This is a genomic window from Kitasatospora sp. NPDC085879, assembly GCF_040686255.1.
Lineage (GTDB): Bacteria > Actinomycetota > Actinomycetes > Streptomycetales > Streptomycetaceae > Kitasatospora.
Genome location: NZ_JBFBJZ010000001.1, coordinates 95,367 through 116,365 on the forward strand (window position 1 = coordinate 95,367; position 20,999 = coordinate 116,365).

At 75.1% G+C, this 20,999-nt stretch carries 17 protein-coding genes; 11 read left to right on the plus strand and 6 right to left on the minus strand.

The window, feature by feature from the left end; translation table 11 throughout:
- The first annotated feature begins 145 nt into the window (after positions 1-145).
- The 8 genes from AB0P35_RS00410 to AB0P35_RS00445 all read left to right on the plus strand — a co-directional run bounded on the left by AB0P35_RS00410 (position 146) and on the right by AB0P35_RS00445 (position 11,797).
- Positions 146-439: a hypothetical protein gene (locus AB0P35_RS00410; protein ID WP_363504343.1), complete on the plus strand. Its 294-nt coding sequence runs from the start codon at positions 146-148 to the stop codon at positions 437-439.
- Between the two features lie 112 nt (positions 440-551).
- Positions 552-1,262, plus strand: coding sequence for a GNAT family N-acetyltransferase (locus AB0P35_RS00415; RefSeq protein WP_095872452.1), 711 nt, complete (start codon positions 552-554; stop codon positions 1,260-1,262).
- A 54-nt stretch (positions 1,263-1,316) separates the two neighbouring features.
- Complete coding sequence (locus AB0P35_RS00420) at positions 1,317-5,948, plus strand: hypothetical protein (RefSeq protein WP_363504346.1); 4,632 nt, start codon at positions 1,317-1,319, stop codon at positions 5,946-5,948.
- 506 nt (positions 5,949-6,454) lie between these two features.
- On the plus strand, positions 6,455-9,148 hold the full coding sequence (locus tag AB0P35_RS00425; protein WP_363504348.1) for a nitrate- and nitrite sensing domain-containing protein: 2,694 nt from the start codon (positions 6,455-6,457) through the stop codon (positions 9,146-9,148).
- Positions 9,145-9,582 (plus strand): roadblock/LC7 domain-containing protein, encoded by a 438-nt coding sequence (locus AB0P35_RS00430; protein ID WP_095872449.1) that lies wholly within the window; start codon positions 9,145-9,147, stop codon positions 9,580-9,582. The genes AB0P35_RS00425 and AB0P35_RS00430 overlap by 4 nt, the downstream gene beginning before the upstream one ends.
- 44 nt (positions 9,583-9,626) lie before the next feature.
- Positions 9,627-9,983, plus strand: a complete 357-nt coding sequence (locus AB0P35_RS00435; RefSeq protein WP_095875340.1) for a DUF742 domain-containing protein — start codon at positions 9,627-9,629, stop codon at positions 9,981-9,983.
- Position 9,984: 1 nt separating this feature from the next.
- Positions 9,985-10,551, plus strand: a complete 567-nt coding sequence (locus tag AB0P35_RS00440) for an ATP/GTP-binding protein (RefSeq protein WP_363504351.1) — start codon at positions 9,985-9,987, stop codon at positions 10,549-10,551.
- A gap of 112 nt (positions 10,552-10,663) precedes the next feature.
- Positions 10,664-11,797 carry an FAD-dependent monooxygenase gene (locus AB0P35_RS00445; protein ID WP_363504354.1) on the plus strand — a complete coding sequence of 378 codons (1,134 nt, stop codon included), beginning with the start codon at positions 10,664-10,666 and terminating at the stop codon, positions 11,795-11,797.
- Positions 11,798-11,853: 56 nt separating this feature from the next.
- On the opposite strand, the gene AB0P35_RS00450 is transcribed toward AB0P35_RS00445, so the two are convergent.
- From AB0P35_RS00450 to ddaH, 4 genes are all read right to left on the minus strand, one after another.
- Positions 11,854-12,615, minus strand: coding sequence for a hypothetical protein (locus tag AB0P35_RS00450; protein ID WP_363504357.1), 762 nt, complete (start codon positions 12,613-12,615; stop codon positions 11,854-11,856).
- 66 nt (positions 12,616-12,681) lie between these two features.
- Positions 12,682-13,473, minus strand: a complete 792-nt coding sequence (locus AB0P35_RS00455; RefSeq protein WP_363504360.1) for a hypothetical protein — start codon at positions 13,471-13,473, stop codon at positions 12,682-12,684.
- A 164-nt stretch (positions 13,474-13,637) separates the two neighbouring features.
- Positions 13,638-15,047, minus strand: a complete 1,410-nt coding sequence (locus tag AB0P35_RS00460) for a family 2B encapsulin nanocompartment shell protein (protein ID WP_363504363.1) — start codon at positions 15,045-15,047, stop codon at positions 13,638-13,640.
- A 366-nt stretch (positions 15,048-15,413) separates the two neighbouring features.
- The gene (gene ddaH, locus AB0P35_RS00465) at positions 15,414-16,223 is read right to left on the minus strand and encodes a dimethylargininase (protein WP_363504366.1); all 810 of its coding nucleotides are present in this window, start codon (positions 16,221-16,223) and stop codon (positions 15,414-15,416) included.
- Between the two features lie 268 nt (positions 16,224-16,491).
- On the opposite strand from ddaH, the gene AB0P35_RS00470 reads away from it, so the two are divergent.
- Entirely contained in the window at positions 16,492-17,694 is a 1,203-nt protein-coding gene (locus tag AB0P35_RS00470) for a 4-hydroxybenzoate 3-monooxygenase (RefSeq protein ID WP_363504369.1), read from the plus strand.
- A gap of 81 nt (positions 17,695-17,775) precedes the next feature.
- Positions 17,776-19,467 carry a methyltransferase gene (locus tag AB0P35_RS00475; protein WP_363504372.1) on the plus strand — a complete coding sequence of 564 codons (1,692 nt, stop codon included), beginning with the start codon at positions 17,776-17,778 and terminating at the stop codon, positions 19,465-19,467.
- 46 nt (positions 19,468-19,513) lie between these two features.
- Here the strand turns inward: AB0P35_RS00475 and AB0P35_RS00480 are convergent, their stop codons facing one another.
- Positions 19,514-20,107 carry a DUF308 domain-containing protein gene (locus AB0P35_RS00480; protein WP_363504374.1) on the minus strand — a complete coding sequence of 198 codons (594 nt, stop codon included), beginning with the start codon at positions 20,105-20,107 and terminating at the stop codon, positions 19,514-19,516.
- Between the two features lie 190 nt (positions 20,108-20,297).
- Between AB0P35_RS00480 and AB0P35_RS00485 the strand changes: the two genes are divergently transcribed.
- Positions 20,298-20,699 (plus strand): SHOCT domain-containing protein, encoded by a 402-nt coding sequence (locus AB0P35_RS00485; RefSeq protein ID WP_363504377.1) that lies wholly within the window; start codon positions 20,298-20,300, stop codon positions 20,697-20,699.
- Positions 20,700-20,792: 93 nt separating this feature from the next.
- Here AB0P35_RS00485 and AB0P35_RS00490 read toward each other — a convergent pair whose 3' ends face one another.
- Positions 20,793-20,993: a hypothetical protein gene (locus tag AB0P35_RS00490; protein WP_095872439.1), complete on the minus strand. Its 201-nt coding sequence runs from the start codon at positions 20,991-20,993 to the stop codon at positions 20,793-20,795.
- Positions 20,994-20,999: the final 6 nt, after the last annotated feature.

Consider the following 20,999-nt stretch of genomic DNA (forward strand, 5'->3'; position numbering starts at 1 on the left):
CGTGCGAAAGCTCGGAATCCCCCTGGGCCGGCGGCCGGCAGGCCTAGCATGTCGGCCACAACTGCGCAGACAGCGTGATGACTTGGGGTCGATACCGCGAACGTCCGGGACCCGCGGCGCCCCGATCTGCACGAGGTGGTGACGGATGACCGACCTGGCCCGTCTGAGGGTCCTCTTCGACGAACTCGGCGACTTCCAGCGCGCCGTGGACGACGGTGCGCCGCTCGCCGAGGCGAAGCCCGCCATGCTCGGCCGGCTCGCGGAGGCGCACCTGCTGCTCCCGCCCGGCAACGAACACCTGTGGACGGACTTCCGCTGGTGGATCATGCACACCTGGGCGGCCGTCCGCCAGGAGGACGGCGACAGCGGCTCCGAGCCGTGGCGGCAGTTCCTCGCCGAGGTCGACGACGTCCTGCGGCCCGCCCCCGACGCCGCCTGACCGGGCAGCCGCCAGCCCGACCTGCCGGGGGCGGAGCGGGCCGCCGGGCACGGGAAGGATCCGGCGGCCTCCGGTGCTGTCATCGACACCACCGATCCGAGCAGGGGAACGCATGTCCACCACGAACGGCACCCATCCGCTGGACAACCCGGTGCGTGCGGCGCTGGCCGGGCCGCACGCGCTGTTCGCGCGGCGCCGCGGGCGGCTGCTGCACTACCCGGCGGACATCACCCCCTTCCTCGGCATGCCGGACACCCCCGAGGACGAGGACTGGGCCGAGGCGGCCGCCCTCGCCGGCCCCGGCGGGCACGTGGTGACCGCCGCGGTCGCCGTCCCGCCGCCCGCGGACTGGCAGGTCACCTTCCGCATCGAGGGCGTCCAGCTGGTGGACGAGGGCGTGGCCGCGGCGCCCGACCCGGAGGCCGTCCGGCTCGGCCCGGCCGACGTCCCCGAGATGCTCGCCCTGGTGGAGCGGACCAGGCCCGGCCCCTTCCTGCCGCGGACCGTCGAGCTCGGCACCTACCTCGGCATCCGCCGCGACGGGGTGCTGGTCGCGATGGCCGGCGAGCGCTTCCATCCGCCGGGCCACACCGAGATCAGCGCCGTCTGCACCGACGACGCCCACCGCGGCCAGGGCCTCGGCGGCCGCCTGGTCCGCGCGGTCGCGGCCGGCATCCGGGCCCGCGGCGAGCGGCCCTTCCTGCACGTGGCCGGGGACAACACCGGCGCCCTGCGGCTCTACGAGTCGCTCGGCTTCCGCCCCCGCCGCACCGTCACCTTCGCCGGCGCCCGCGTCCCGGCGGCGGCTCCGCTGCCCGCCTGATCGCGTACCACGGCCCCCGGCGGGCTGTCGGGGCAGCGTGGCAGGATCGGCCGCATGTCCCAGCAGAACGTTCCGCTGCCCGCCGACCCCACCGCGTCCACCGTGTACCTGGACTGGCTGTCCGTCAGTTCGCCGGGGGCCGAGGCGGGGGCCCGGCAGGAGTTCGCGGACGTCTTCGGCGGCCTCCCGTCGCAGGCCCACCGCAAGCCCGCGCAGTACCTGGACGGGCTGAAGCGGCGCACCCGGGGGCTGCCGCCCGAGCACCTGCCCTGGTTCTGGGACACCGTCGGCCACCGGCTGGCCCGGGTGCTGCCGCGGCAGGCGGGGCAGGCGTACCGGCTGGCCCGGGAGGCCGAGCGGGAGCACGGCGGGCCCGCCGACCCGGTCTTCCAGCGGGGGAACGCCCTGCTGCTGGCCGGCCTGGGCGTGCTGCCCGCGGCGGAGCTCGCCACCCACCAACGGCGGCTCGCGGCGGCCCTGCCGCCGCGGGAGGCGCACCGCGAGTTCGTCCGGTTCGTGGAGGCGTGGGCGGCAAGCGGGGCGGTGCCGCCGGCCGATCTGCACACCCGGCTGCGGGCGTCCGCGAAGGCCGCCGGGCACGGTCCGGAGGAGGTCGCGGCGCTGCTCGGCACGGTGCTGGTCCGCTGCGCGGGCCGGGCGGTGCCGGACGCACTGCTGGACGGCGCCGCCGCCCTGCTGGCCGCGCACCCGCCGGCCGACGCGGTCCGAGCCGGCCTGCTGGAGCTGTTCCCGCCGGCGGCGAGCGCCCTCGGCTTCTCCCCGACCGCGGGCGGCGGGGCCTGGCTGCGCCTGCTGCGGGCCGCCGGCGCGGTGGACGCGCTCGCCGCCGGGCTGCTCACCCCGGCCGACGGCCCGGCGGGCTGGCTCGGCCGGCTGCCGTACGAGTACGCCTTCAACCGGGTGGGCGGCGGCGGGATCACCCGCCGCCCGCTGCCGCCCGAGGTCTTCGAGCTGCTGCCGGCGCTGGCCGTCCGGCTGCGCGCCGAGGGCGTCCCCGTCCGGCTGCACGAGACGCGGTACCGCTCCTCCGGGCTGGACGCCGACCTCGCGGACGCCTGTCTGGCCGAGGGCATCCCGGTGGAGACGCCGCCCAGGGCGGTCCAGCTGGTCTTCTGGGGCACCTCCTCCCGCCGCGACCTGCGGGCGCTCGCCGCCGACCCGGTGCTCGGTCCGCGTCTGGAGGGCACCGTCCACGCCGATCTGCGCCGCGGCACCGCGGTGACCCGGCTGCCGGAGAACCCGGCGATCACCGGTGCCGTGCACGCCCGGACCACCGCCCTGCTCGACGACCTCGCCGACGGCGGGCTCGGCGCCGCCGAGGACGCCCTCGGCACGCTGGAGACCCTGCTCGACCGGCCGACCGCGGCCGCCCTGGACGGCATCGAGGAGGCACTGGCGGGCCTCGACCTCACCGGCCCGCTGCTGCGCACGCTGCGCGCAGGCCTGCCGGAGGAGCTCGGCTGGCCCGCCCTGGACGAGGCGCTCGCCGAGCTCGGCGAGCGGCCGAGCGGGGCGACCGCCACCTGGCCGGTCCTCACCCTCTACACCCGGAGCCGGGCCGTCGCGGTCGACCATCGCGGCCGACGGGCCGGCTGCGCCTTCACCCTGCCGGAGGGCGCCGCGCGGCACAGCGTGCACTTCGCGGGCGGCGACCTGCTGGTCGCCCGGACCTCGGACGAGCGGCACCCGTACCGCTGGCGGGCCCACTGGGCGAGCCGGCCGGACGAGGTCTTCGAGCCCGGGACGGTGGTCGGCCTGAACCCCTGGTCGCCGACCGCCTGCCAGTTCGAGACCGCTGACGGCGCCGGCCGGTTCGACGGGGAGCGGATCCTGCGTCCCGGGGACCGGGAGGGCGTGGCCGCCCACCGCCAGCTCTCCGACGGCACCGCCGTGTGGGGCGGCGGGGCGCACGGCAAGGACGGCTGGGCCCGGCTCGACCCGGTCACCGGGGCGCGCACCGCCGGGTCCGAGCCGCCCGCGTTCGCCGCTGATCCCGTCCCCGAGGGGCACGAGCTCGACGAGGTCTCGCTGGTCGCGCTGCCGCCGGACGCGGACGCCGACGCCTCGCCGCTCGGCCACCGCGCGGGGCTGGCCGGATTCCGGGTGCTGCGGCGGGCGGAGCCGGGCGTCCGCGGACGGCGCTACCGGCTGGAGGGCGCCGACGGCCGGACGGCCGAGTTCCGCTCCGAGCCGGTCCGCAGGCCCTGGGCGGTCGTCCGGATGCCCGAGGGCGGCGCGGAGTGCGTGCTCGCCGACGAGCGGAACCCGCACTGCCACGACGCCGGGGACGGCTCACTGCTCTGGCGGGCCGGCGCGGACCTGCCGGTGCTGCCCCCGCCGCCGTTCTGGCACTTCCTGACGCCGCGCCACCGGGCCTCCTCGCGCGCACTCCGCGCGGCCGGGCCGGAGAGCGCCGCCGCGCTGCTGACCGCCGCCGACAGGGCGGGCCTCGACGGGGACGGGCTCGCCGCCGGGATCGCCCGGCTGCTTCCGGAGGTGACGGACCGGCGGATCGCCGACGGGGTGGCCCGCACGGTGCGGGCCGCCCGGGCCCTGCGCCGCCGCCGCGAGGAGCTGTCCGCCCGGGTGGCCGCCGTCCGTTCGGGCCGGCTGGTGCCGCTCGCGGAGACCTCGGACGTCCGGCTGCTGGCCGCCCTGCGCGGCCTGCTCGACGTGCCCTCCTACTACCGGGCCGAGCCGCCCTCGCCGCAGCCGGCCACCCTGACCGCGTTGGCCGCCGACGGCGCGCACCTGGCCGGGCGGCTCGGCGAGCCGGAGCGCCGGCTCAGCCCGCCGGCCCGGGCCCGCGACTGGACGCCGCTGCTCGGCCGGATCGACGCCGCCGCCTGGCGGCTGGTCACCGCCGCCACCGCCGAGGAGGACCGGCCGGCCCTCGCCGAACTGCTGCGCTGCTGGTCGCAGCAGCCGTTCGCGGCGGCGGGCAGCCGCTGGCGGCTCGGCGAGGCCACCGGTGCCGCGCTCACCGCCCGGCAGGCCGCCGGCGGCCGGGTGCCGGCGGTGCGCACCGACACCCTGAGCCGGCTCGCCCCGGACCCGGCGCGGCCCCTCGACCCCGCCCTGGAGCACCGATTCGTCCAGCCGGCCGGCGACCCGGCGCCGGAGGGCGCCGGGGAGCTGCGGGAGCTCTCGGTCGGGCGGGACGACGCCGGCCGGCTCGCCCGGCTGCTCGACCTGCTCGCGGCGCACGGTCCGGTCCGGCCCGGCCCGGAGGCGGTGGACGCCTTCGTCGCCCGCACCGGCGCCCGCCGGGCCACCGCCCTGCTGGTGCTGGACGGGCTGCCCGAGCGCGCCGACCACGACGCCTGGCGCCGGATGCTCACGTCGAAGCCGTACGGCGCGACCGACCGGGACGCCCGGGCGCTGCAGACCGTGCTGCACCGGCTCGGCGCCGAGGGGCGGCTGGAGCTGCTCGCCGCAGCCGTCCCGGACGACCCGGCGGAGCTCTGGCAGCCGGGCGGCCCGGTGGCGGCCGCCGTCCGGGCGGCCGAGGTGTGGGCCCGGCTGGTCGGCGTCGACCTGCCGCTGGACGAGGAGGCCGCCCGCGAGCTGGAGCAGGAGACCGGACTGCCGGAGCCGTGGCTGCGGATGCTCTGCTCGCCGGCGGGCACCACCGAGGAGACCGCCGTCCGCCGCCAGGTCCTCGCGGCGACCTCGTACGGGTCGGTGCTGCTGCACACCGCCGCCCCGAACGGCAGGCCGGGCCCCGGCTGGTTCGCCGGGGGCCGCCACCAGTTCGCCGCGGAGGCCGCCGCCCTGGTGTGGGCGCTGACGATGCGTCCGGTCGGCGACCCGGCGGCCGCCCGCGCGGCCGAGCACTGCGACCGGCTGCGCGCCCGGCTGGCCGACGGGGACCTGATCGTCCCGCTCGGGATCCACCGGCTGCCCGGCGGCGAGGAGGAACGGGCCGCGGTGTTCGGCCCGGGCACGCTGCCAGTGCCGCTCGCCGACCCGGCGCGCGGCGGCGAGCCGACCTCGCTGTTCGACGACGGCCTGGTGCTGGTGCCCCGGGCCGGGTACGGGTCGGTCTTCCTGCGGCCGGCCCGGCTGGCCGATCCGGCGGCCCGCCGGCGCCTGGAGGACTACTGCGCGGAGCACGGCCAGGACGAGCTGCTGCGCCGGCTGCGCGGGGTCGACCTGCTCCTCGCCGGCGGCGGCCTGGACCGGATGGCGGCCCGCGCCGCCGACACCCCGGTGCCCGCGGGCCGCTACGAGGCCGACCCGGCGCTGAGCGCGGCGGAGACGGTGGCCGAGGCTGCCGGTGCGCTCGGCACCGGCCCGGACGCGGCCGCCCTGCTGCTGCAGCTGCGCGTCCTCGCCCGCCCCACCGACCGGAACGTCCGCCGCTGGAACGGCTGGTCGCCGGCCCGGCACCGTGCCGCCCAGGAGGAGCTGGCGGCGGCCGGGCTGGTGGAGACCGGCAGGCGGCCGCGGGCCGGCCGGACGGCCTTCGTCCCGGGGCCGTGGACGGAGCTCAAGGCGCCGGAACTGCCGCTGGAGACGGCCAAGCTGGCCGGCCACCTGGCCGGGCGGGAGTTCCGCAAGGAGGTGGAGGGGCCCTTCCTTCGGCTGCTGCCGACGCGGCCGTTGCACGAGATGTTCGCCGAGGGGTGGGCGGTCCTCGCGGTCGATCATGTGAATCGCTGATTCATTCTGGGAGATTCGCGGAGCGTTCGGGGCGATTCCGACCGTGCAGATTCGATTTCTCGGGCTTTATGACAGGATCACCTCACCTTGTGACAAGTGGACCGTTAGACTCCGAGCGGCTTGGTCGGCGGCCATGACGGATGGTTCGCGGGCCTCGTCCGGTGGGGGTCCTGCTCCAGTTTCGGTCCCCTACTGGGCAGTTCGCGCAGGTCGGACCAGGCGTCGCGCGAAGAGCCGCCGGACATCTGGCCGTTGGACCCCACGGTGCGTCATCGCACCTGGTCGGGGTGGATGTTCGGGCACTGTTACGGTCGCCGTTCGCGCGCCCGGACGACATGGCGACTTTCCTTGTCGTTATACGGTGCGGCTAATATCCATCCGTCAGAGTCCTTATCAGATTCGACCAGTTCCGAACGACTGGCGTCATCTCCAAGGAGAATGCCCTGCGCACGCGCGCGTCACGGCGGATCATCACGGGCCGGCTGTCGCTCCGCGCGACCCTGCTCGTGCTGGCGATCGTTCCCGGAGTGGCGCTGGCCGCCCTGTGGGCCGTCACCAGCGGACAGCTCCTGCTCGACTTCCAGCGCCAGGCCGCCCAGGGCCTGCTCGCGCAGAAGGCGGGCCAGCCGTCCAACATCGTCTACTACAACCTGCAGGAGGAGCGGCGCCTGAGCGCCGACGTCCTCGCCACGCACAGCGGGGTCGGCGAGGCGCTGCGCACCCAGCGCGCCAGGACCGACGACGCCGTCCGCGAGTTCCAGAAGCTCTCCGACGTCGCCGCGGACGACGCGCCGACCGAGGTCCGGGAGGCCGTCCGGCAGGCCCGGCAGGCCATCAACCAGCTGCCCGCCCAGCGCGCGCTGGTCGACAGCGGCAGCGAGCAGCAGCAGGCCGCGGTCTACCGCTACTACACCGACCTGATCGCGGTCGACCTGCGGCTGTTCGCCTCGCTCAGCCACGTCGACAACGGCCGGATCACCACGATCTCCCAGCCGCTCGTCGACCTGTTCTGGGGCAAGGAGATGATCTCCCGCTCGGACGCGCTGCTGGCCCGCGGCTGGCCGAGCGGCACGCTCGGCGCCGAGGACTTCCAGCAGCTCCGGCAGGCCGTCTCCGAGCAGGACTTCCAGTTCGGCACCAAGGTCGCCCCCTACCTGCCCGCCGATGAGGCCGGGATGTGGCAGCGGATCGCCGGCAGCCCCGCCTGGCAGGCCAAGACCCGCGCCGAGCAGGAACTGCTGAAGCCCACCGAGCCCGACCGCAGCGGCCGGATCGCCCTCGGCGTCGACCGGGACGCCTGGCGGCAGTCGATCGACACCCTCACACCCGAACTCGTCGACCTGCTGGAGCACCGCACCCAGCTCGTCGTCGAGGAGGGCAAGGGCAGCATCATCACCCTGGCGGTCCGCCTCCTCCTGACCACCGTCGTCGGCCTGATCGCGGTCGTCGCCGTCGCCCTCACCAGCTGGCGGCTCACCCGCACCCTGCGCCGCCGGATCGGCCGGCTCCAGCAGCAGGCCGAGGAGCTGGAGAACGCCCTGCCCGAGGTCGTCGAACGGCTCGGCAGCGGCGAGCAGATCGACGTCGAGGAGCACGCCAAGGCGATCGAACGCGACCCCTGGGCCCGTACCGAGGACGAACTCGCCAAGCTCGGCGAGGCGTTCAACCTGGCCCGGACCAGCGCCCTGCAGGCCGCCGTCGGCCAGGCCGAGCAGCACCGCGGCTTCGAGCGCCTGCTGCAGCGGATCGCCCGCCGCACCCAGCTGCTCATCGGCCAGCAGCTCAAGAAGCTCGACGAGCTGGAGCGCCGCCACGAGGACCCGGAGATCCTGGAGGGCCTCTTCGACCTCGACCACCTCACAGCGCGCCTGCGCCGCTACGAGGAGAACCTGGTCATCCTCGCCGGCGGCACCCCGCACCGCCGCTGGCGCAGGCCCGTCCCGCTGCTGGACGTGATGCGTGCCGCCCAGGGCGAGGTGCAGGACTACCGCCGGGTCGTCATCGACCTGGACGGCAGCCCCTGGCTGTCCGAGCGCGCCGTCGGCCCGGTCGCCCACGTGGTCGCCGAGCTGATCGAGAACGCGCTCAGCTTCTCCCGCCCGCCGAACCCGGTCGAGGTCCGCGCCGGGCGGGTCAGCCGCGGCGTCGCGATCGAGGTCGAGGACCGCGGCCTCGGCATGGACGAGGAGCAGATCGACGAGGCCAACCGGCTGATGACCCGTCCGCCCCGGACCGACGTGCTCGCCCGCGGCGACGACATCCGGCTCGGCTTCTACGTCATCGCCCGGCTCGCCGACCAGCACGGCCTGCGGGTCGAGTTCCGCCAGTCCGCCTTCGGCGGCACCCGCGCCGTGGTACTCGTCCCGGACGAGCTGATCGTCCCCGACCCGACGGCCCGCCCCACCGCCGTCCCGGCGCCGCAGGCCGCCGGCGGCCTGCCCACCCGGTCGCGCGGCCGCGCACTCGCCGGGGTCACCGCACTCGCCGGAGCGCCGGCCCCGGCCGGGGCGTCCGTCCCAGCGGACGCACCCCCCGGGCTCCACCCGGTGTCCGAGCAGGCCGCCTACGTGCCGGTCGACGACCCGTACGCCCCGGGCGACCACCCGCAGCACGAGCAGCTCGCCGCGCAGGCGGAGGAGTACCCGGCCGCCGGCCACGAGCAGCCCTTCCCCGCCGCCGCGCCGTCCTACGCCGCACCGGTGGAGGGCACGCCCGCCCCGTACGGGCTGCCCGTGCCGTACCGCCCCGAGCCGGTGACCGCCGACTCCTGGCCCGGTCGAGTGCCCGCACCCGCCGAGCTCGCACCCCCGGTGCCGGTCCACCCGGCCGTGCCCGCGGTGTCCGCGCACCTCCCCGCCGAGGTGTCCTTCCCCGCTCGGGCGTCCTTCCCGCCGCCCGTCCCCGCGGCGCCCGGCGGCGAGCCGCCGCTGCCCCGCCGGGTCCGGCAGGCCAGCCTGGTGGACGAGCTGCGGATCGACCCGACCACCCCGCCGGCCGCCCCCGTGCCGCCGCGCTGGGACGAGAACCCGCTGTTCCGGCCGGCCCCCCGACGGGCCGGAGCGGCGATCGGTGCGTTCCAGCGGCGGTCCCGGGAGGCGCGGTCCGGCGCCGTCCCGCCGGGCGGCGCACGGCCCGGCGAGCGGCACCCCGGCGACACCTGGAACACCCACACCATCCCGACGAGAGAAGACCGGTCATGACGCGCACAATCGCCACCCACCAGGACCTCGACTGGCTGCTGGACGGCCTGGTGGACTCGGTGACCGGGACGAGGCACGCCGTCCTGCTCTCCGACGACGGCCTCGTGGTGAGCCACTCCCGCACCATCGACCGCTCCGACGCCGAGCGCCTCGCCGCCGTCGCCACCGGCCAGCAGAGCCTCGCCCGCGGCGTCGGCCAGCTCTTCGCCGGCGGCCCCGTCCACCAGGTGATCGTCGAACTCGCCGAGCTCTGGCTGTTCATCATCGCCGCCGGCCAGGGCACCCACCTCGCCGTGATCGCCTCCCAGGAGGTCGACGCCGAGGTCATGTCGCTCGCCATGCACAACCTGGTGCAGCAGGTCGGCCAGAAGCTCAGCACCCCGCAGCGCGGGGAGTTCGACGCGTTCGCCGCCCGCAGCGGGCAGCGAGGGTGAACCCGTACTGGGACGAGGAGGAGGGCGACGACGGCGCGGACGGCATGGTCCGCCCGTACACCATCACCCGCGGCCGCACCGCGCCGGAGCGGGACGACTTCACCCTCATCACCCTGCTCACCACCGTGCAGGAGCCGGTCGACGCCTACGGTGCGCCCGTCCGGCCCGGCCGGCTCCAGCCCGAGCACCGGATGATCCTCGACCGGTGCCGCAGGCCGGCCGCCGTGGCCGAGGTCGCCGCCGACCTCGACCTGCCGGTCTCGGTGACCAAGATCCTGCTCGGCGACCTCGTCGAACAGGGCCTCCTGACGGCCCGTGCCCCGATCTCGGTGGCCCGGGCCGCGGGCGGCGCCGACCGCGGCCTGCTGGCCGCCGTACGTGAGGGACTGAGGAGGCTCTGAGATGACGACCACCCAGGCGGGCGCCGCCGCGGTCAAGATCCTGATCGCCGGGGGCTTCGGCGTCGGCAAGACGACCATGGTCGGCGCGTGCAGCGAGGTCGCCCCGCTGCGCACCGAGGAGTACCTCACCACCGCAAGTGTCGGCGTGGACGACCTGGCCGGCGTCGACCAGAAGGACACCACCACCGTCGCCCTGGACTTCGGCCGGATCACCGTCAGCCCCGAGCTGGTCGTGTACCTCTTCGGCACACCCGGCCAGGAGCGGTTCTGGTTCATGTGGAACGACCTGGTCAACGGCGCGCTCGGCGGCGTCGTCATCGCCGACACCCGCCGGTTGGAGACCAGCTTCGCCTCGATCGACTTCTTCGAGAGCCGGGGCATCCCGTTCGTGGTCGCGATCAACTGCTTCCACGGGGCCAACACCCGGACGGCGGGGGAGATCCGGGCCGCGCTCGACCTCGACCCGCACGTCCCGATGCTGGTCGGCGACGTCCGGGAACGGCCCTTCGGGCGGGACGTGCTGCTCGCCCTGGTCGACCACCTGATGGCGCTGCCGGTCGCGCTCTGACCGCGCGCCCCGCCCCGGGCACCCGTCCCCCCGGGCGCCCGTCCCCGCCGTCCTCCTGCACCACGCGGCCGGCCTCCCCTGCCCGGCCGTCCCCCGAACCAACGGAGAGACCATGGCAACACCCCTGCGCGTCCTCGTCCACGGCGGCGGCATCGGCGGGCTCAGCCTCGCCGTCGCGCTCGCCCGGCACGGCCACACCGTCGAGGTCGCCGAACTCCGCGAGCAGCTCGACGCCCTCGGCGTGGGCATCATCCAGCCCTCCAACGCCCTGCACGTGATGCGCGAACTCGGCCTCCTGGAGGACTGCCTGAAGGCCGGCTTCGAGTGGGAGGTGCTCACCATCTGCGACCCGTCCGGCACCACCCTGGCGAAGATCCCGCAGCCCCGGATGGACGGCGCCCCCGCCAACAACGGCATCCCCCGCCCCGCGCTCGCCGAGGTGCTCGGCAGGGCCGCGGCCGAGGCCGGCGCGCTCGTCCGCTTCGGCACCACGATCACCGAACTCGCGGACGACGGCGAGGGCGTGGACGTCACCCTGTCCGACGGCTCCACCGGCCGCTGGGACCTCGTGGTCGGCTTCGACGGCATCGGATCCCCGCTGCGCACCCGGCTCTACGGCGACCGTTACCGCCCCGAGTACACCGGCTTCGCCAACTGGCGGGTCACCCTGCCCCGGCAGCCCGAGGTGCAGGGCGTGGTGATGAGCACCGGCAACCTCGCCGCCAAGGCGCTGCTCACCCCGATCACCGACGAACTCATGTACCTGGGCTCGGTGTTCGCCGAGGCCGAGGACTTCCGTCCGGACCCGGAGCGGGCCCACGAGCAGCTCTCGGAGCGGCTCGCCGGCTTCGGCGGGCCGGTCGCCGAGGCGCTGACCCAGGTCACCGACCCGGCGGCGGTGGTGTACTCGCGGATATCGCAGGTCACCGTGGAGGAGCCCTGGCACGTCGGCCGGGTGGTGCTCGCCGGCGACGCCGCGCACGCCTCCACCCCGCACCTGGCGCAGGGCGCCGCGATGGCCGTCGAGGACGCGCTGGTGCTCGCCCGGGAGTTGGACGCCGCCGACTCGGTGCCCACCGCGCTGCAGGCCTGGGAGGAACGCCGCCGCCCGCGCGCGATGTTCGTCCAGGCGCTGTCCCGGGCCGTCCTCAAGCAGGAGACCGGCACCCCGACCACGCCCGAGGAGGACGAGCTCCTCAAGGTCGGCATCCCCGGCGCCGCCCACGTGCTGGTGAAGCCGTACTGATCGGACAGGGGGGTGGGCCGGGACGCGCCCGGCCCACCCCCCTGTCGTTCCGTGCGTCAGTTCAGCGACGGGAAGAGGTCCAGGAACGGCTGGGTGGAGACCGAGACGCCCCGGCCGAACGGATCGTCGAAGTCCCAGATCAGGAACAGCAGGAAGGCGATCAGCGCGCTGAAGGTGCCGGCCAGGATCAACTCCCGTGGCGAGCGCCGGATCTGCAGCGCGAACACCATGCCGACGGTCACCACGGCGCCCACGATCAGGCCGAACCACACCACGCCGGGCATGGTCGGGCCGGTGCTCTGGCCGCGGGTGTTCCGGGACTCGTCGGCGGCCGCGATCCGGTCCATGATCGGCTGGTAGACCTGCGCCTCCAGGTCCGACTGCGGGGTCCGCGAGGCGACGTCCTGCCGCAGCTTGGCGAGCAGTTCGGTGCCGCGCGGCGAGATCTCGCCGTTCTCCCGCATGTGCCGCCACTCGGTGTCCACCACGAAGGTCACGTAGGCGTCCACGTCGCCGTGCACCCGGGCCCGGAAGTCGGCCGGGTACACCTCGGCCCGGGCGCTCACCTCGTGCAGCGCCTGCGCCTCGTTCAGCACTTCGTCCTGGGCGGCGCTGCGGGCCTCCCAGACACCGGCGATGGCGAGGCCGAGGACGATGGCGTAGACCACGCCGATCATCATGGTGATGTACTCGATGACGTCCGGGGTCTCCGACGGGTCGTCGTCCTCCCCGACCCGTCGCTGGCGCATCACCACCACGGCGACCACGACCAGGACGGACGCCGCCATGGCGATCGCCAGGGCGAGCCACTCCGACATGACAACTCCTGTTCAGCTGGATGGCCGACCGGCCGACGGACGGTCGGTGGCGGCGGTACCGCCGGGTCAGGAACGGCCGCCGCGGGCGGCCTTCCCGCGGACCCTGGCAGCCGCGGCGGCGAGGACGGCGGGGACGGTGACGATCATCATCGTGGTCACCGGCGAACTGCTGCGGTGCCGGGCGGGCGCGGCCGCCGGGCGGGCCGGAGGCATCCGGATCCTCCGCGGCGCGGGTGCGGGCGGGGCCGGCGGCGCGGGCTCCGGCGCAGGCGGCTCGACGACCGGGACGGCGGCCGGGGGCGACGGCACGGGGGCCGGTGGCAGCGGTGCGGGCGGAGCCGCAGGCTGCGGACTCGCCTGTACGGGGGCCGGCGTGGGCTTCGGTGCGGGCGTCGGGGTCGGTGCGGGCGTGGGTGCCGGCGTGGGCGTGGGCGTCGGGCTCGGGGTGGGCGGACACGGGTGCGGCGGCTTGGGCGGCTTGGGCGGCTTGGTCGGGTGCGGAGGGTGCGGCGGGTGCGCGGGGTGTGTCGGATGTGCGGGGTGCGTGGGGTGCGCCGGATGACCGGGGTGGCCCGGATGGGCGGGCAGCGTGGGCTGCCCCGGGTGGTGCGCGGCGAGCACCACGTCCATGTCCACCTCGATGTGGACGTCCGTCCAGACCTCCACCTCGATGTCGACCGCGCCGGCACCGGTCACCCCGACCTCGACCCGGGCGCAGGACTCGACGTCCGTGTCGACCCCGGGAACCGCCGGCCGGCCGCCCGCGGCGCCGGTCAGCAGGGCGCAGGCGGCGGTGGCGCCGAGCACGGCGCCGGCCAGTCGGACGCCGCGGGCCGGCGGGATGAACGGTCCCGGCATGGGGATCTGGTGCCTTTCGTTCCGGTGACGGCATGGCGGCGACGGTGTCGGCGGTGGTTCGCTGGCGATCGGTGGGCGGACACGAGGCGGCGCCGGGCGCCCGGTGGGCGGCCCGACACCGTGTCAACTCGATCTTGCGCGGCCGGGTTACGGCCGTCACCCGGTCAGCCGCGGCCACCCGCGATCTCGACGTTCTCCAGCACGCCCACCGCGTCCGGCACCAGGATCGCCGCCGAGTAGTAGGCGGTGACCAGGTACGAGATCAGCGCCTTGTCGTCGATGCCCATGAAGCGGACGGACAGGCTGGGCTGGTACTCGTCCGGGATGCCGGTCTGGTGCAGGCCGATGACGCCCTGGTTGTCCTCGCCGGTGCGCATCACCAGGATCGAGCTGGTGCGCTCCGGGGTGATCGGGATCTTGTTGCAGGGCAGGATCGGCACGCCGCGCCAGGCGGGCACCTTCTGGCCGTGCAGGTCGACGTGGTCCGGGTACAGCCCGCGGGAGTTGAGCTCGCGGCCGATGGCGGCGATGGTCCGCGGGTGGGCCAGGAAGTACTCCGAGTCCCGGCGGCGGCTCAGCAGCTCGTCCAGGTCGTCCGGGGTGGGCGGGCCGGAGTGGGTCTGGATCCGCTGGTCGAAGTCGGCGTTGTTGAGCAGGCCGAACTCCGGGTTGTTGACGAGCTCGTGCTCCTGCCGCTCGCGCAGCGCCTCGATGGTCAGCCGCAGCTGGTGCTCGATCTGGTTCATCGGCTGGTTGTAGAGGTCGGCGACCCGGGTGTGCACCTTGAGCACGGTCTGCGCGACGCTCAGCTCGTACTCGCGGGGGCGCAGCTCGTAGTCGACGAAGGCGCCGGGCAGCTGGTGCTCGCCGGTGTGGCCGGACGACATGGCGATCTCGGCCTCGCCGCGCTCGTTCTGCCGCTGCGCGGGCAGCGAGCGGAACTCGTGGATGTGCGCCCGGAGGGTGGGGGAGGCGTTCAGGACGGCCTCGAACTCGCGACGGGAGAGCGAGAGGACCGTTCCCGCGGTGGTGGACCTGGCGGTGAACTCCCAGAGGGCGTCCGGGTCGAGCAGGGCGGACTCGCCGAAGCGGTCGCCGTCGCCGATGACGCCGAGCTCGGTGTCGTCGCCGTACCGGCCGGTGCCGACCCGGCTGATCTTGCCGTGGGCGATCAGGTGGATCTGCTCGGCGGGGGTGCCGCGCTCGGCGAGCACCTCGCCCGGGCCGAAGTCGCGCTGGACGCAGCGGTCGGCCAGCGCGGTGAGCACGTCGACGTCCTCGAAGCCGCGCAGCAGGGCGAGTTCGCCGAGCTCGCGGGGGATGACCCGGACCTCGGAGCCGGTCTTGACGAACTCGATCCGACCGTCGCCGACCGTGTAGGTCAACCGGCGGTTGACCCGGTACGCGCCGCCTGCGGTCTGTACCCAGGGCAGGACCCGCAGCAGCCAGCGGGAGGTGATCTCCTGCATCTGCGGGGCGGACTTGGTGGTCGTGGCCAGATTGCGGGCGGCAGCCGTGGTGAGGCTGGACTGCTGCTGCACCTGCGGTGCCTCCGGGCTCGCGTCCACGGACATCGGCAGGGTTCTCCTTCGTATGGTGCCCCCGCCCTGCACGCAGGCATGGCGGAGCGTCAGATGCGGTGTCGGGAAGGGAAGGTGGCGCAGCCGTCGTGCGGTGGACGGGCGCCCAGACCGGAACACTAGATCGTCCCGGGCCCTTGATCCGTCCGGCAGGCCGTCAGCCACCCCATCAGGTGAAATCGCCCGCAGAAAGGATTGATCAGTGATCGACACGGCCGGACGGCGGCGGACAGAACCGGGCGCGCGGCGCGGGTGCGGGGCGCGCCGCGCCCGCCGGGCGACGCCGCACGCGCCGGGGCCCGCCGGCGGCTCCGCGAGCCGGCCGACGGGCCCCTGAGCTGGGGGTCTCCCCCGGTGGGGTCAGGCCGTCCGCAGTTCCAGGGTGCAGCACTTGACGCTGCCCCCGGCCTTCAGCAGCTCCGACAGATCGAGACCGATCGGCTCGAAGCCGCGGTCGCGCAACTGTGCGGCGAGCGAGGCGGCGTTCTGCGGCAGGACGACGTGGCGGCCGTCGGAGGTCGCGTTGAGGCCGAAGACCGCGGCGTCCTCGGCGGAGGCGATCACCGCGTCGGGGAACAGCCGCCGCAGCACCGCCCGGCTGCCGGCGGTGAACGCCTCCGGGTAGTAGGCGACCGTCCGGTCGTCCAGCACCGCCAGGGCGGTGTCCAGGTGGTAGAAGCGCGGGTCGACCAGGGTCAGCCCGATCACCGGGCGGCCGAAGAACTCCTGCGCCTCGGCGTGCGAGCGCGGGTCGCTGCGGAAGCCGGTGCCGGCCAGCAGCAGGTCGCCGCAGAGCAGGTAGTCGCCCTCGCCCTCGTTCACGAAGCCGGCGGTGTGCACCTCGGGGAGGCCGAGGCCGAGCAGCCGGTCGCGGTAGGCCGGGGCCTCCTCGGCGCGCTCCCGGTCGCGGAAGCGCGCGACCAGGGCGCGGCCGTCCAGCACGGTGGCGCCGTTGGCGGCGAACACCATGTCCGGCAGGCCGGGCACCGGGTCGACGGTGTCCACGGTGTGCCCGAGGTCCAGGTAGACCTGACGGAGCTGCTCCCACTGGGCGACCGCGAGCGCGGTGTCGACGGGCTTGCCCGGGTCCATCCACGGGTTGATGGAGTAGACGACGTCGAAGTGGGTGGGACGGCACATCAGGTAGTGCCGGGGCTGGGCGGAGCGCATGGTGGTGACCCCCAGGACGTGGCAGCGGGCCGCCGGGTGTGCGGCCGCGCCGCGAACGCTACGCCCCGGCCGTCGAACGGCGAGTGAACCGGCGGTGGCGATGCGGCGACATCCGGCCAGGGCGCGCGGCCGTTCGGGGGGCGGGCGAAACCCGGCCCGCCCCCCGTGCGTTGGAGAGGTGTTCGGCGGGCCGAGGGCCGCCGGTCACCACCTTTCGACGTGTACCTGATAATCAGTCGGAAGAACGTAACGGGGGGAGTACACCAGCATGTCCGGAACCGCCGTGCCCGCGGAGTCCACCGAGGTCGTCATCGCCGGAGCAGGCCCGGCCGGCCTGGTGCTGGGCAACCTGCTACTGGCCGCAGGGGTGCGCTGCATCATCGTGGAGCGGCAGAGCCGTGCCCATGTCGAGGAGCGTGCCCGGGCCGGCTTCCTGGCCGCCAACACCGTCCGGGTGCTCACCGAGAACGGCCTCGCCGACGGCCTGCTCAAGGACGGGCAGCAGCACGACACCTGTGCCTTCCGCACCGACGCGGGCGAATTCCTGCTGAACTACGGAAGCCTCGGCCGCGGCGAGGCGCACACCGTCTACCCGCAGCAGCACCTCGTCCGCGACCTGGTCGCCGAGTTCCTCGCCCGCGGCGGCGACCTGCGCTTCGAGACCCCGGTGACGGGCATCACCGGCCTCACCACCGACCGCCCCGAGGTCACCGCGCAGTCCCCGGACGGCGCAGCGATCCGCCTGCGTCCGCGGTTCGTCGCGGGCTGCGACGGCCGGCACGGCATCGCCCGCACCGCCGTCCCCGCCGAGGCGGCCCGCCGCTACCGCCGGGACCACGGCGTCACCTGGCTGGCCCTGCTCGCCGCCGCGCCGCAGAGCATGGCCGCCGTCGCCTACGCCGTCCACGAGGACGGCTTCGCCGGCCACATGGCCCGCACCCCCGACATCACCCGCTACTACCTCCAGGTGCCGCGCGGCGAGTCCCCGGCCGACTGGCCGGACACCCGGGTCTGGGCCGAACTCGCCCACCGGATGCGCGCCGACCGGCACGGCCCGCTGCACGAGGGGCCGATCCTGGAACGCCGGATCGTCGACATGAACTCCGACGTCCTCGACCCGATCCAGTACGGCCGGCTGTTCCTGGTCGGCGACGCCGCAGGCCTGATCAGCCCGGCCGCCGCCAAGGGCGCCAACCTCGCCGTCATGGCGGCCGAGATCCTCGCCGAGGGCCTGGTCCCGGCCCTGCGAAGCGGCGACGAGCAGCGGCTCACCCGCTACTCGGCCGACTGCCTGCCGCGGATATGGCGTGCGCAGGAGTTCTCGCACTGGATGATCGATCTGCTGCACGGGCCGGCCGGCACGGGGGACGACGCCGTCTTCCTCCGGGCCCTGCAACAGGCCCGGCTGGAGAGCCTGCGGACCTCCCGCCGCCACCAGGACCACTTCGCCGAGAACTACGTCGGCATCTGACGAAACGTCACCGCAGGCCGCCACAGGCCTCCGGCACGGACCGCAACCACCACATCCACTCCCACGGGGGACACATCCCGCATGGCCACCCTGCCCTGCGCGGCTCCGCCGCGCCTCGACCCGTACGACCTCGACCGCATCCGGGAGGCCGCGGCCTTCGTCGCGGCCAACGACACCGGCAGCGTCCTCGCCGCCCTGCTGCCCGGCCTCGACCCCGCAGAGCGGGCCGCCGTCGCCGCGCACAGCCGCTTCACCCACGCCGCCGTCCTGGTCTTCCCACCCTCGCTCGCCGACCTGCGCGCCCTGCTCCGCGAGGAGGGACTGGACGTCGGCCCGATCACCCCCAGTGTGGTCGTCCGCGGGCGGCTCGCCCGCCGCTACGGGCGCAGCGCCGACAGCCTGGAGGTCGGCATCCTGCGCGCCCCGGTGGCCGCCGCCGACGGCAGCGCCTGCGAGATCGAGATCTTCGCGCTCGCCGTCCCGCCCGGCTCCGGCCTCGACACCCTCGCCGCGGGCGAGCGCGCCCACGACCACGAGGCGCACGTCGCCTTCGAGGTCACCACCCCCGATCCGGTCGCCCTCGCCGGACTGCGCGCCACCCTGCTCGACCGCGGCCGCACCACCGCGGACGGCGGCGGCCACAACGCCCACGAGGACGCCACCGTCCTGTACTTCCGCACCGCGGGCGACGCCGAGCACCGGCGGCTGGAGCTGAACGCGGCGGGCCACCACCCGGGCGTGCTCGCCGCGCACGGCAGCACCGGCGAGCGGCCCGCCGACCGGCTGCTGCACCTGATGACCGGCGCCTGGGCCACCCAGGCCCTCGCGGTCGCCGCCGAGCTGCGGCTCGCCGACCACCTCGACGCCGTCCCGCGCCCGGGCACCGCCGAGCTCGCCGTCCGCACCGGCACCCACCCCGACAGCCTGCACCGGCTGCTGCGCTACCTCACCGCACTCGGCGTGCTCGCCCCGGACGGCACGGGCTCCCACCGGCCCACCGAACTCGGCCGGCTGCTGCGCACCGGCGCCGAGCAGTCGCTGCACCCGCTGGCCCTGCTCTACGGCGGCCCGTTCTACCGCTCCTTCGGCGCGCTCGGCCACGCCGTCCGCACCGGCCGGGACGCCTTCGAGCACACCTTCGGCGCCCACCACTTCGCCCACTTCGCCGCGGACCCGGAGCTCGCCGACCTGTTCGACCGGGCGATGGCGGCCAGCACCCAGATGTTCGACCCGATCGCCGAGCTCGTCGACTTCACCGGCGCCCGCACGGTCGTCGACGTCGCCGGCGGCAACGGTGCCCTGCTCTCGGGGGTGCTGCGCGCCCATCCGCACCTGGAGGGCGTCCTGCTGGAGCGGGCCCACGTGGTGGAGGCCGCCCGGGAGACGCTGACCAGGGCGGGCTGCGCGGACCGCTGCCGCCTGGTGGTCGGCGACTTCACCGAGGAGGTGCCCGGCGGCGGGGACGTCTACCTGCTGTCCCGGGTGCTGCACGACTGGGACGACCGGCAGTGCCTGGCGATCCTGCGCCGGCTCGCCGAGTCGGTGCCCGAGCACGCCGAACTCCTCGTCGTGGAGCGGCTGCTGCCCGCCGAGGGCGACACCGCGCCCTCGCTCGCGGTGCCGTGGGACGTCCACATGCTGTGCAACGTCGGCGGCCGCGAGCGCACCGCCGAACACTACCGCCGGCTGCTCGCCGAGGCCGGCTTCGACCTCACCGGTGTGGCCGAACTCCCGCTGGACGGCGCCCTGCTGGCCGCACGGCGGATGCGCTGACAGCTCCGGGCGGGGCGGCGCGCAGGCCGTCCCGCCCGGCGTCCGCTCACTGCGGCGGCAGTGCCCGGCGCACTGCCGAGCGCAGGACGAACGCGCCGCCGACCTCGATCAGTCCGAGCAGCACCAGCCACAGTCCGAGCAGTCGGGCCAGCGCGACGGCCGACTCGACCGGGTAGGCGAGCACCACGATGCCCGCGATCACGCCGATCGCGCCCAGGAAGACCGACAGGCCGCGGCCGGGCATCCCCTTGCTGGAGATCGCCACGAACAGCGTGACCACGCCGGCCACCAGCCAGTAGAGGCCGACCACGATCGCCAGGAAGCCGACCGTCTGCAGCTGGTGGCGCAGCACCAGCACACCGGCGACGAAGGACAGCAGGGCGATCAGCACGTGCAGCACCCGGCCGCCGGTGCCGTCCTCGTGGGTGAAGGCGGTGACGAAGCGGACCACACCGGCCACCAGCAGCTGCAGGCCGATGATGATCGCCACCACCCGGGTGGTCTCCTCGGGCCAGGCGAGCATGACGATGCCCGCCACGAGCGTCAGCACACCGAATCCCAGCGGCCACAGCCACGACCGGCCGAGACCGGTCAGCAGGTCCTGCGGGTCCGCGGGGGCGGGGCGGGAGGGTGCGGTCATGGGGTGCTCCCTCGGGGGACGGAGCCGGCGCACACGGCGCCCGGAGCCTTCAGTCTCCCGCCCGTCCCGCCCGCGGAGATCACCCGCGCCGGGTGGTGCGGGTCCACCCCGGGCCGGGGACGGTGGATGCCGGAGCACCTCTCGCCTGCCGCACCTCCCGGGGCAGGCCGCCCGAGACAGGAGGCGCACGGTGAACGACTACCCGCTGCTCAACATCTTCTGGACCATGCTGTGGTTCTTCCTGTGGATCCTCTGGTTCTTCCTGCTGTTCCGGATCTTCGGTGACCTCTTCCGGGACGACTCGGTCGGCGGCTGGGGCAAGGCAGGCTGGAGCATCTTCGTGATCCTGGTGCCCTTCCTCGGCGTGTTCGTCTACCTGATCGTCCGCGGCAAGGGCATGGGCGAACGCGAGCTCCGGATGAGGATGCAGGCCGAACAGGACTTCCGCTCCTACGTCCAGCAGGCCGCGGCCGGCTCCGGCACCGGGCCGTCCGGACACGTCGACGAACTCGCCAAGCTCGCCGACCTCAAGAAGAGCGGGGCCATCACCGACGAGGAGTACCAGCAGGCCAAGGCGAAGGTGCTGGCCTGACCGGCCCGGCAGGAACGACGGCGCCGGACCGCCCGTCACGGGTGGTCCGGCGCCGTCGTCCGCGCGCCCGCGGCCCGGCACACCGTCCGGCACTCAGTCCGGCAGCTGCCGGAACTCCACCACCCGCAGCCCGAGCGCCCGGAATCGGTCCAGCAGGCCGTACAGGTGCGCCTCGTCGACCACCTGGCCGAACAGCACGGTCTGGCTCGGCACGACGTAGCTGTCGAGCTCGGGGAACCCCTCGGAGAGCATGGTCTCCGACATCGTCCCGGCGACGCGGATCTCGTAGTGCATGGGCAC